We start from the raw sequence: 12,310 nt of genomic DNA, 5'->3' as shown, positions 1-12,310 counted from the left end.
CCTTCTTCGTTGCAATCATCGCTAATAGCAGACAAAGGAGCAGCATGATGCGTGCCAATTACGTGCTGATTGATTATGAAAATGTACAACCAACTGAATTCTTAATACTAGACCATGAAAACTTCTATGTACGCCTTTTCCTTGGCGTCAATCAAAATAAAATCCCCTTTGAAGTGGCAGTAGCACTTCAAAAGATGGGTACACGAGCAGAATACATAAAAAGTTGCAAAAAGGGATCAAATGCCCTTGATTTTTACATTGCATTCTATGTGGGCCAGATAGCCACACAAGAACCAGATGCCTATTTTCATATCATCTCCAGTGACACTGGGTTTGATTCACTTATTCAACACCTACGCGACAAGAAGATACTTGCCCAAAGGTTCTCGTGCATTAAGGACATCCCTGTATTGCGTAGCCTATCGGCATCTTCGCTCAATGAACGTGTTGACGTTATAAAGACACGTTTTAATCAACCGAGGATAACACTTCCTCGAACAATAAAAACGTTGTCGAACACAATATATCATACCTTCGCAAAGAATCTCTCATCAGAAGAGGTTATTGACATCATTAGAGAATTGCACAAGCAGAATTTCATTGTCTTGAAAGAGAACAAGATAGAGTATAACCGCTCTGCGTCGTACTAAGAGCCCTATGCCCATGAACTAAGGGAAGCAGAAATTTTTAAGTACCCCAGCAGCCTGTCATGCTGAATAGTCCATGAGCGGTCATCGTAGTGCCGACGTTAGTCGGCTGAGGTCTTTGGCAGCGATGGGAAGCCGACTAATGGTCTTCCAGTAAATAATCCGCTAACCAGACCTCGCAAATCTGGCATATCTATCAGGTCTAGCCCGTGCCGCGACACCGGATTAATTTCTGGAACACCATAAGTCGGCACTACCTACGGCCTCTCAGGGTGGCAACGCAACGGAGCAATCAACAACATCCGCTTCCCTAAACCTGCCAGGTGTGCGCCGTGGAGATACTTGCCATACCACAAAGTCGCTGTACGGCGCCTCCCCGCGTCCCCGCGTCCCCGCGTCCCCGCGTCCCCCTTGCCATCCAACCAAAAATACTGTACCATATCCTCAGCGTAGCCTCATGCAAGAATAACGCACAGCTTTTGTTACAAATCATGCAAAAGGGGTTGCTTGACAGCGCAGCGGGCTTGTCATAAGGTTGGTTGAGTGCGTAGGCGCAAAGCTTGCGAATTCTTAACTCAAGCGCCAGATTGAAGTCGCTTGGGCTAAGATGGGGGGGAGTAAGTGAGGTGCGTTTTCGCTGATTGTAGTGGGATGACAACTATTCAAAAGAGTTTGTTTATATAAGCCACTTTTATTGACACCCCCCGCCATTCATGGTACTATTCCCACACATCCATGGATAGTCTTGAATGAGTTTAACGGCTACGAACTTTGCTGTTTAAGCAAAAAGCGCCGGGGCCGAAATGCCTCGGTTCCCCTGTGAACAACCCGCTTGCCCGCTTGCGCACTCTGTTGAGCGCTCCGCTCCTGGAAAGGTACCGATGCGAACCCTTATTTTCACGGGCAAAGGCGGCGTCGGCAAAACTAGTGTCGCCGCAGCTACTGCGTTGCGCGCTGCCGACTTGGGCATTCGTACACTGGTTATGAGTACGGATCCAGCCCACAGCCTAGCCGACTCGCTGGATCTTGAGGGGCCACTCGGCCCCGAGCCGGTGCAGATTGCCCCCAATTTGCACGCCCTTGAGGTGAGCATCCACCACGACATTGAGTCCAACTGGGGGATCGTGCGTGAGCACTTCGCCCAACTCATGGCGGAACAAGGCGTCGAGGGTATCTTGGCCGATGAGATGAGCATCCTCCCTGGGATGGAGGAGGCGTTTCCGCTCATCCGGATCAAGACGCACAAGGATCAGGGCGATTACGACCTGCTTGTGATTGACTGTGCCCCGACTGGTGAGACGCTACGCCTCCTATCGGCCCCCGAAACCTTCAAGTGGGCAATTAATATGCTCCGTGGGGCCGAGAAGTTTGTGATTAAGCCCCTGCTTCGCCCCATGGGTAAGCTCAACCCGGCCCTCGGCAAGATGATTGCACCAACCGAGGTCTATGATGCGGTTGATGATATGTTTGCCCAGATGGTTGGTGTCACTGAGGCACTGACCAATCCGCTTGAAACGTCGGTGCGCTTGGTCATGAACCCCGAAAAGATGGTCATCAAAGAGAGCCAGCGTGCTCTTACCTACCTCTCGATGTATGGGATGACTGTTGATACGGTGGTGGTTAACAAGATTCTGCCCGTGGATCAAGATAGCGGCTATCTGAACCACTGGAAGGATGTGCAACAGCGCTATTTGCAGGATGTTGAACACTCCTTCACCCCGTTGCCGATCTACCACGTACCCTACTATGCAGAAGAGGTCGTGGGCCTTGATAAGTTGCGGGCGATGAGCCGTGATATTTATGGTGATGCAGATCCGACGGAGATTGTCTACAAAGAGTCGCCGATGGATCTGGCCAAGCTTGATGATGGAACCTACCGCATCAAGATTAAGCTGCCCTTCGCTGATGTGAACCAGCTCGACCTGTTCCAGAATGGCGATGAGTTGGTCATTCAGATTGGCGATTTCCGGCGCATCATGACACTGCCTGTCAGTTTGGCAGGCCAGGAGGCCGGTCAGGCGGAGATGGAGGGCGATTGGTTGATCGTGCCCTTCTATGCCGTGGATCGGGTGAGTACGTAGTCGGTGTGTACCTATGGGGTCTACCGGGGTATTTTGCCCCGTTAACCTAAATATTGGTTCGTCTAGGTTAAGGAGGTGTACGGATGGCCGTCACACGAGGTTGGTTCTCAGAGTCGGCTGGGCAGGTGGCGCAGATTGGCGACATCATGTTCCAGGGACACTGGCAGTGGGTGTCGAACGCCCTGCAGGCCACGTCGGCTGCGGTCGAGACCATCAATCGCAACGCCTACCCGGGCATCGCCCGCAGCGGCAGCGGCGAGGGTAGCTTCAGCACCCCCGACGTGGGCTTCCGCCCGAAGCGCATTCGCTCGCGCTTCAACCGCTAGGTAGGAAGGTAACAGGTTTCAGGTCGCAGGCTCAAGCTCCTTCGCTGGAATCTGCGACCTGGAACCTGAAACCTTAAAGCCTGGAAAGTCTCCTGATGATCAGCCTGCTCTACCACAGCCATACTGTTGTTCCAGCCCACCTTGCTGAGTTAGAGGCTCTGGGTCTCATGGAGCCCGATGAGCAGATCCTGGTCGCTCTTGATGGTGTCCTGCTTGATGGCGACGGTCGTCGCTTGAGTGGCCCAACGCTCTATGACTATTGTTTGATTAGCAGCCTACGCCTGATCCTCTGGGCCCGTGACTACGGTCGCCATGTCTGCTATGCCTTTCCCCTTGCTGAGTTGACTACCATTGAGGGTGCCGGGATTGATCCGCTCCATGCCCAGCTCGACCTCTCGTTTACTGCGCCGGAAGAAGAAGAACAACACTTTACGTTAGCCCTTTTGCCCCTCGCAAGTCTCCACCCTGCTGTACAGTTGCTTCAGCTTGCCCGTGATACCGCTCGTGCGCTCGTTGGCCAAGAACTTGATGCCTATGAGGCTGGCGCTGAGATTTTGGCTGTGCTGAGTGAGCAGATCTATGGCGATGCTGATGGCTTGCGTCCCAATGAAACGCCCTATCGCTGGCCGGGTGCCTCGACAGCCCAAACGATTGTTGCCCCCGCGCCTGCTTTTAATGTTGATCCTAATAGTTTGCCTCCTGGTCAGGTTTATACTGCAAGTCGCATTGCTCGCTCTGCTTGGGATACCCTGCGCCGCTCGATCCGTGAAGCTGATCTCTCGATGCCTTTTGATGTGAATAGTGGTAGTCTGCGTGAGTTGACCGATGCGGTGCGGGCGATTAATGATCTTGTCCATACGGTTGCGAGTAATCCGAGCGCACAGCAGATGGCAATGGCCTTTCTCAATCGGCAGGGCGGGCAGCCCGGCTTCGGCGGTGGTTTTCCACCCGCTGATCCCGCTGCAGCACCGGCTGATTATGCGTATAATGAAGCAGCGGATGCTGAACAGCCTGAACGCGCTGAACCACCGCCTCCCGCCGCTTCGAGTTATCACGAAATTCCGCTGCGCCGACGTGGTGATGCGCCCGCGCCTGAGGCTGCTCAAGAAGCGGTGGCCTCTCCCTCTCCCTCCACTGGTGCCCGTCAACCCCCTGACCCGGAATCGTCCGATTCTGAACATATTCCTGACCGCCGCGAAATTCCACTGCGTCGCCGTAGTGGATCAACTGTTACCTCGAAGCCCTTCACCCATAACCAGTTCAAAGCCTCGATGAGTGGTTCGGGTGACGCTGGGGCCGATGACCGATCACCGCTGTAAGGACGGACGACCGCCACCCGTAGCCGTTGTGTACGAGGATCGCGCTGGTGGTCACTGTAGACCCGCAGGTAACCCTACACTCCAGCGTAGCCTTACCTTGGGGTTACCAGCTATCGCCACTAGATAGGGAACGACTATGAGTACTCGCCCGTATCTCGGGATCAACGTCAATGCGGCCAGCGTCGATGAGATGCTTCACCGTGGCCTGATCGAGGAGGGCGAGACGCTGCTCGCGCTCTTTGATGGGGTGCTGCTTGATGAGCGGCGTCGCCGCGTCGGGGGCTTCTCGCTCTCCGATTTTGTCGCCCTTACCGACCGCCGGGTCATTACGTGGGCCCGTGGCTTCTTTAACGATACTGTTGATGGCTTTGAGTGGAAGGATATGGACGTTGTTCAGGCCGAGACGTGGGATCCTTGGCATGGCCGCGTTGTCCTTGCCTTCCGCCTCCCTGCTGTTGCGCCCCGCAAGCGCCGTATTGCGGTGAATGGTTCCTATGAAGAGCCTGGTAGCAGTGAGCGAGTGGTCACCAATACCTTCGATTTCATGCCCGCCGATGATGTCAACACCTTCTCCCATATGGTTGAGGTGATTGGCGATCAGATCATGGCTGGTGTGACGGGTGAGCCGCTGGTTGAGGCCTTTTTTGCTGAGTTTCCGCCCGTTGAGCGTGAACAGCTTCAGCCCTTCTTTAATCCGCCTGAGCCGCCTGCTCCTGAGCCGGAGCCGGAGCCTGTCGTTGAAGAGAAGCCGCGTAAGCGCCGCTGGTGGCCCTTTGGCAGTGCTGAGGATGAGCCCCAAGAGCAGGAACAGGTGGTTACCCCCGGTAATCTGATTGCTGCCTATGAGCATCAGCGCGTGGGTGTCCCTGCCGGCAGTGGCATCTCGCCGCTCGCTATGCCTACCCCTGCGAGTTCGTTGGCCCATATGTCTGAGCAGCCCAGTATGTACCAGGTGAGCCGTTCACTGCGCTTGGCTCTTGAGGTGCCGCGCAAGATGATGCGTGGTGTCCGCCGGGCTACCGATGCGGTCAGTGGGGCTACCGAGATGGTTGGGAATATGCAAGACCCGCGGGTTCGCCGCAATGCGATGCGTGGTATCTACCATGCGGCTTCGCAACACGAGGCCCAGGGGGGGCCCTTTGCCCCCGTGGTGCCGGTGGTGCGGGCGGCGGTGCGCCTCGCAGAACCCGATGAGGACACTTCGAACCAGAAGCAGTCCAAGCGTGTCTCGGTGCGCTCCAATGTGCGCCGTGGGAACGCTGAGGCCCCTGCTCCGGTTGAGCCGATGGGCGCATCCTTCAATGCAGCAGCCCACGCTGAACGCCCTGATCCCCAGGTGCGTCGCTCCGTCTCGGTGCGTCGCGCACCGCCCTCAAAGATTGTCACTGCCACTGGCGAAACGGTGGAACCCCCCGCCGCACCCGAACCCCAGGTGCGCCGCTCCGTCTCGGTGCGCCGGGTTGAACCCGCTGCACCTGCCGCCGCACCCAGTGACGCCTCTGAACCCCAGGTGCGCCGCACGATTGCGGTGCGTCGCGTTGAACCCGCTGCGCCTGCCGCTGAACCCACTGACACGCCTGAACCCCAGGTGGGGCGCACGATTGCGATGCGCCGCCGCGAAGTTCCGGTTGAAGCTCCGGTTGCCTCCGAAGCGAGCGCAGAGGCTGCCAGTGAACTGGCCGAGGTTGAGCCGAGCGCAGTGCCCGCCACAACTGAACCTGTCGCCACTGAAGAGCCCGCAGAGGGGCAGCGTGGTGCGCCGGTACGCCGGATTGCTGTTGGACGCCCGGATCGTGTCTCTAGTGAAGCGGAACCCGCTGGCGCACCGAAGGTCGTTAGCTACAATGGTAATGGTATGCACCAGTCCGATGATCAGGCGTAGAAGCCGTCAGCGGGCGTGGCATGCCTTGCCCTGAGTACTCAACCTATGACGCGTGTCATTATCTATTCGGGTAAGGGTGGTACGGGGAAGACGACCATTTCGGCGGCTACGGCTGCGCTTTTGGCACAGTCGGGGCGCCGTACCCTTGTCCTCTCTAGCGATCCGGCTCACTCGCTCGCCGATGCCCTTGGGGTGGCGGTGAGCCGCGATCGCCCGACAACGATTGCGCCCGGCCTCTATGCCCTCGAAGTTGATACGATCTATGAGTGGCGCCATAACCTTGGTGGCTTTCAGCAGTTTGTCGCTTCGACCTACTCGAGCCGTGGGATTGATCGCTCGACTGCCGCTGAGTTGGCGAATCAGCCCGGCCTTGATGAAATCCTTGCACTCCAACGGGTCATGAGTGAGGCCCAGAGCGGTCGCTGGGATGCGATTGTGCTCGATACTGCGCCCACAGGCAATACGTTGCGCCTCTTGGCCTACCCTGAGATGATTATCGGTGGCGATGCGGGCAAGAAATTCTTCCGTGTCTATCGTGGCCTTGCCAACTTTGCGCGCCCCTTTAAGCGCGATCTGCCCGATGATCGCTTCTTCGATGAGGTCGGTGGCTTGCTTGAGCGCATGGAGCAATTGGCCAACTTCTTGCTTAGTCCCGATATTTCTCTGCGTTTGGTGCTCAACCCTGAAAAGTTGCCCCTGCTCGAAACCCGACGGGCCTACACCTTCCTCAATCTCTATGGCATGATGGTTGATGCCGTGATGGTCAATAAAATCCTGCCGCAGCGTGAGGATCTGGGCCCCTACTTTGACTATTGGGTGAGTCTGCAACGCGACTATCTGGAAGATATTGAGCATAGCTTTGCGCCCACGCCCATCTTCCGCACAGTTCTGCAAGGCGGTGAGCCGATTGGTCTGCCGGCCCTGAGTTCGGTGGGTCAGTCCACCTTTGGCCTTGCTGATCCCGGCGCGATGCTCTTTGATGAGCGCCCGATTTGGCTTGAACAGTGGAATGATGAGGGTCAACCCGGTCAGTATGACCTCTGCCTCAAGCTGCCCTTCATGGATGAAGAGCAGACGATGGATTTGACCCGCAGTGGGCCAGATTTGACATTGACCGTAGGACGAATTCAGCGTACTATTGCGCTGCCACGTATTCTCTACAATTGCACAATGGGCGATCATCGCTACGAAGATAATGTCCTGCGCTTGGAATTCCGCGAAGGTGTGGAATTGAACGATGATGATTCGCAGGTCAATGCGACCGACGAATTCAGGGTTGAGGCCGCTTAATATGAATTTGCTGATCTTTTCGGGCTTTAGTCAAATCCTCCAGAGTGCTGCGGCACTCGCTTCAGCATGCCACGCAGCCCGTCGCGGTCAGCGTGTCTTGCTTGTTTCAGTTGGTCCGGCCCATCTCAGCGGGGCGTTGCTGGGCCAGAATCTTGGCCCGCGCCCGCTGGAATTGGAATCCCATCTGGCCGCAGTTGAGGTGAATCCCCTTGATGAGATTGGCTCGCGTTGGGATGAGATTCGCCCTTCGCTACGCAGTGGGATTACCGCCCGGCTGCGCGATCTTGGGCCTGAAGAGATTCCCTCCTTCCCCGGCATGGATGCCATCGGAGGGCTCTTGGTGGCCGAGAAGGCGCGCCAGATGGGCCGTTTTGATCTGGTGATCCTTGACGGCCCCTCAGCCGAAGGGCTGATTCGGACCGTTTCGCTGCCCGATGTGCTGCGCTGGTTTACGCGCCTGATTGTGGGCCTCGACCGTGGCCCAGGCCGTTCGCGCTCTTCGCAGGATGCGGCGATGATCCCAGCCGCTCTGCTGCCGCCAAGTGCCTTTGCACCGCTCCAGGATCTGCGGGTTGAACTCGAAGCGCAACGCGCCCGCATTGATGCCGCTACCGGCTCGCGGGTGCGCCTTGTGGTCACGCCTGATGAATTGGCGATGCCTGGGGTTGCCTCGAGCCTCACCTCGCTGGGGCTCTATGGTATGGCGGTGGATGAGTTGATCGTGGCGGGTGAACTGGCTGATGTGCCTGAAAGTCTGCGTGAAACCTATTCGCTTGAGGCCAGTAATGTGCGCCCGCAGTTGCGGATTGGCCCCTTAGCGGCGAGTATCACCGACCGCGATACGTGGGCGTTGCGTGGGGCGCATCTCTACGATGATGGCGATGTCTGTGATCCCGCCATTAAGCCCCTGCCACCAGCGGGTGATCGTGAATTGAAGCTCTACATTCCCTTCCTTGATCCCAAGACCCTCGATATTGCCTTGACCAACGAGGAGGTTGTGGTGCAACTCGGCCCGTTGCGCCGCCATGTGCTACTCCCTGGGATTGTGACCGGCGGGCGACTACGGGCTAAGGTTGATCCGGTTGAGGTGCTTCGCCTCTGGGTCGAATAGTCGCAGCATGAACTGTGCTGCGTAAGGGAGGTGCCGGGATGGCTGGCCGCAATGATGAACTTGTGGATGCTACCCTACATGGGTCTGATGCCCTTGGCTCGCCCCTGGCTACCGCCAAGTATCGTACCTACTATGCTGAGGTTGCCGCCAAGTTGGACGGCAAGCTCAGTGCGCGTGAGCGTCGTCGTTTGGAGGCGGAACAGCGTCTGATGGATCGGGCGCGCTTTATTGAGGCCAATGGGGTGGTACACCACTACATGGATCTTGGCCCGCCTACTGGTGAGCCCTTGGTGCTTGTCCATGGCTGGGATTGCTCGGCCTATTGGTGGCACCATATCCTTGAGCCGTTGGCCGCTGCAGGCTATCGCGTGATCTGCTACGATCTCAAGGGTCACGGCTTCTCCGATAGCGATCCAAATGAAAATTATACCGTGGCGGGCTTTAGCGACGACCTCTTTGCCTTTGCGAATGCCCTCGAGTTGGCCCCGCACCACGTTGCGGCCTTCTCGCTGGGGGCCTTCGTCTCGTTGCGCTATGCCGACCTCCACCCCGAACGGGTGCGTTCGCTGGTCTTCTTCAATTTTAGCCTGATCCCCTACAACGCCCTTGCCTCAGCCATGACGCCCGGTACGCTTAACTTCGTCTTCAACAAAGTGTTGCGTCCGATTGAACGGCGGGGTCTCTGGTGGATTCCCTACATCTACGCCTTGGTGGTAATGTCCAAGAATACCGCTTCGGTTGGTGATGTAAAATTGGCAAACTTGAGTTTGCGCTGCTGTGACCCGGCAGCCGTTCGTGTTTCGGCCAAGGAATTAGCGCGCCGCGAAGTCCTTGATCTCGTTGGTGAACAGATGGCCCGCGTACAGCAGCCAACTCTCTTGGTCGCTGGCTCCGGTGATCCCATTATGCGGCCCCAAGGTGGCCGTGCATTGATGGAATTGGCGCCCAATGGGCAGTACCTTGAGGTACCGCGCTGTGGTCACCTCATTCTCTTTGAATTGCCTGAACAGGTGATCCAGATTCTGCGGCTCTTTTTACGCAGTGTGCGTTAAGCAAACCTAGAGGAAAATGACGTATGCAGCTTGTTCTTCGTGCTAATGGCCAGCAGGCGACCATCAATATGGATAATGCTGGTAGTCAGGTGTTAGCGGTTGGTCAGTACCGCTATCGCCCGGCCCAGATGGCGCGCAAGGTGCGTCGTTTGGCGAACGCCATGTGGGGCAGTGAACTCTCCAGCGATGTCCTCAATGAGCGTTTGACCTTTGAGGCACTCGATGGCGGGCGTACAAGTGGCCCCTGGGTTGATAGTGGTAGCTTCTCGCCGCGCAGCGGCTCGTTTGTGAGCTTAGGGCGTTGGGACGAAGATGGCACGATTGGGATCGCGTTGCACGAATTGGCCCACGAGATGCACATGCGCCGTGGCGGCTACGATGAATCTGATGGCGTGCTGCGCGAGGCGGTTTCGCTGCTGGCTGAACGTGAAGCCGGTCTGCAACGCCTCTTCGAGCGCGAACCCTACTATACCGCGAGTAATCTGATCAATCAGTTGATGGAGTTGAAGGCCTTTAGTCGCCAGCCTTTCAACAAGCGTTGGAATGAGTTGATGGAGCTGACCAACGATGTAGCGCTCTCCGACCTAGTCAATTTCTACCTTGATAAGAGTGACCGGATTGGGTTACAGAAGTGGCTCAAGCGCTTTACCGATGATCTCGAACTGCGCGATGCGCTCTTGGGGAAGCTGGCAGTCGTTTCGCTACGCTACAGTCTCGATTTGCGGCGCAAACTGCTTGGACGCCTCGTGCGTTGTAGCACCTCTTTGCCCGCTGATCAGGTAGCCTACGTGCTTGATTCGATTGTTACCCTTGACCGGCGCTACCCAGGCGACGATCTGGGACGCATCATTGACTTCTGTTTTGCGCCCCATACACGTCAGCGTCGTCGCTTCTTTGCTTTTGGGTAGGGCTGGCTAACATATGGTTTGCGCGCTTGGCCGCGCTTTGCAACGAGAGGATACGGTTATGTCCGCCCCACAATCGTACAGTTGGATGCCCGACTGGCTACGCAAGTTTCTCAAACTCGACTGGGAGATGCCTGCCAATCAGTCGTCGTTGCGCGAGTTTCCTCGTGCGCCCGCAACCAGTACACGCCCTACCCAAAACCTAGAGGACTACGCACCTGCCCAGACGGCGGTGGCAAGCTATGAGCCTGCCCAAGTCGCGGCTGCACCGAGCTATACGCCGCCCGCGCAGCCCGCGTGGAAGCCGGTGCGTATGGATGGGCCGATCAATTTCCGTACGTCGCAACCTAAGCCCAAGGATGCTGCCAAGGGTGAAGCGGCTGAGGAGCAGAGCGAACCGGCAGAGGTGCGGTTTGTTGGCCCGACCTCTAGGGCCGAGCCACCGACACGCCTCGATACGAATGGCAATCCGGTGCCGGTTGAGGGCTATGTGCAGCCCGTTAGCTACATGGTACGCGGCTTTGTGCGGGGTGCGCTGCCACCCCAAGGGCTCGAGCAGTTTACCCGCGAAGTGCGCGCCACCGCTACCGATGTCTGGAACTTCTATAGCTACTGGACACGCTTTCAGACCGATGACTTTGTGCGCTTTGGCCGCTCGGTGGTGACGAACATCGTTGAGAGTCTGCCGAGCCCCGCTGGTATCTCGGCACCTCACGCTGGGCGCATCCGGCGGGCGATTAAAGTCAATGCTCCCAATGGCAATGGTGGCGATAAGAAGCATAAGCCCGCTGCAGAGGAATAGTTGAGCGAGGATGCGAGGATGCGAAGGCGCGAGGACGCGAGGGCGAGAAGACGTGAGGGCGTGAGGACGCGAGGATGCGAGGGCGCGAAGACGTGAAGATGCAAGGATGTAAAGACGCGAAGCTCGCGCATCCTCGCAAGATGGTAAAGCAACCTTAAGGAGCAAGGATGGCCCAACCGATCGTCCTGCTAGGCGGCTGGCTCTCGTCGCCCAAAGACTATGTGGGTATGGCGCGTACCCTGGCCGCCCCGCCCTACAATCGTATCGTCTATATTACCGATTTTACGCGCATCGAGTGGGCGAAGGTGCGCGATCCCGATTTTACGCCGGTGCTCAATGTGTTGGCCCGTACCGTTGAATTGGCCCTGCAAGAGACCGGGGCCGAACGGATCGATCTGATCGGCCATAGTGCGGGCGGGCGTGTGGCGCGAGCCTACCTTGGTCATCTGCCCTACAATGGGATAACGTATGATGGCCAGCGCCATGTGGCCAGCCTGACAACCCTGGGCACGGCCCATACCACCTATGAAGTCTGGGTCAAAGGCTTTGGGGCGCTGATCAACGAACGCTATCCGGGTGCCTTCTACGAGCACATACGCTACACCTCGGTGGCTGGGCGGAGTGTGCTGGGGCGGCGCTTTTTTGGCAACGGAGAGCAGATGTTGGCCTTTCGCTCCTACGAAACCTCGTTTGGCGATGGGCGTCAGATGGGTGATGGGATCATCCCGACCCACTGCTGTTACTTGGAGGGGGCTGACAACCTGATGCTGGAGGGGGCGCGCCACGCACCCTATAACGCACCACGCACCTGGTATGGTGCGCCCGCCGTGATTCCCCTCTGGTTTGAGAGTGTGGCTGAGCCGCTTCCGGCTTGATGTTTTACATATACGCGTTT

Annotated in this window: 11 protein-coding genes; all 11 read left to right on the top strand. The window is 57.3% G+C overall.

Annotation, left to right across the window (positions count from 1 at the left end; all coding sequences use genetic code 11):
* Positions 1–44 precede the first annotated feature (44 nt).
* The 11 genes from CJ255_RS05360 (at position 45) to CJ255_RS05310 (ending at position 12,290) form a co-directional block, all read left to right on the top strand.
* Positions 45–650 (top strand): PIN domain-containing protein, encoded by a 606-nt coding sequence (locus CJ255_RS05360; protein WP_217352404.1) that lies wholly within the window; start codon positions 45–47, stop codon positions 648–650.
* 878 nt (positions 651–1,528) lie between these two features.
* Complete coding sequence (locus tag CJ255_RS05355; protein ID WP_097643063.1) at positions 1,529–2,728, top strand: ArsA family ATPase; 1,200 nt, start codon at positions 1,529–1,531, stop codon at positions 2,726–2,728.
* Positions 2,729–2,811: 83 nt separating this feature from the next.
* Complete coding sequence (locus CJ255_RS05350) at positions 2,812–3,054, top strand: bacteriochlorophyll c-binding family protein (RefSeq protein ID WP_097643062.1); 243 nt, start codon at positions 2,812–2,814, stop codon at positions 3,052–3,054.
* A 95-nt stretch (positions 3,055–3,149) separates the two neighbouring features.
* Positions 3,150–4,373, top strand: coding sequence for a hypothetical protein (locus tag CJ255_RS05345; protein ID WP_097643061.1), 1,224 nt, complete (start codon positions 3,150–3,152; stop codon positions 4,371–4,373).
* A gap of 136 nt (positions 4,374–4,509) precedes the next feature.
* A complete protein-coding gene (locus tag CJ255_RS05340) occupies positions 4,510–6,255 on the top strand; it encodes a hypothetical protein (protein WP_097643060.1) in 1,746 nt (581 codons plus the stop codon).
* A 45-nt stretch (positions 6,256–6,300) separates the two neighbouring features.
* Positions 6,301–7,545 carry an ArsA family ATPase gene (locus CJ255_RS05335; RefSeq protein ID WP_097643059.1) on the top strand — a complete coding sequence of 415 codons (1,245 nt, stop codon included), beginning with the start codon at positions 6,301–6,303 and terminating at the stop codon, positions 7,543–7,545.
* Between the two features lies 1 nt (position 7,546).
* Positions 7,547–8,656, top strand: coding sequence for an ArsA family ATPase (locus tag CJ255_RS05330; protein WP_097643058.1), 1,110 nt, complete (start codon positions 7,547–7,549; stop codon positions 8,654–8,656).
* Positions 8,657–8,694: 38 nt separating this feature from the next.
* On the top strand, positions 8,695–9,708 hold the full coding sequence (locus tag CJ255_RS05325; protein ID WP_097643057.1) for an alpha/beta fold hydrolase: 1,014 nt from the start codon (positions 8,695–8,697) through the stop codon (positions 9,706–9,708).
* A 23-nt stretch (positions 9,709–9,731) separates the two neighbouring features.
* Positions 9,732–10,616: a hypothetical protein gene (locus CJ255_RS05320; RefSeq protein WP_097643056.1), complete on the top strand. Its 885-nt coding sequence runs from the start codon at positions 9,732–9,734 to the stop codon at positions 10,614–10,616.
* Between the two features lie 58 nt (positions 10,617–10,674).
* Complete coding sequence (locus tag CJ255_RS05315; RefSeq protein ID WP_124681823.1) at positions 10,675–11,415, top strand: hypothetical protein; 741 nt, start codon at positions 10,675–10,677, stop codon at positions 11,413–11,415.
* Positions 11,416–11,582: 167 nt separating this feature from the next.
* Positions 11,583–12,290, top strand: a complete 708-nt coding sequence (locus tag CJ255_RS05310; protein WP_097643054.1) for an esterase/lipase family protein — start codon at positions 11,583–11,585, stop codon at positions 12,288–12,290.
* Positions 12,291–12,310 lie beyond the last annotated feature (20 nt).

Source organism: Candidatus Viridilinea mediisalina (assembly GCF_002532535.1).
Lineage (GTDB): Bacteria > Chloroflexota > Chloroflexia > Chloroflexales > Chloroflexaceae > Viridilinea > Viridilinea mediisalina.
This window is presented reverse-complemented; position numbering and strand designations above follow the sequence as displayed.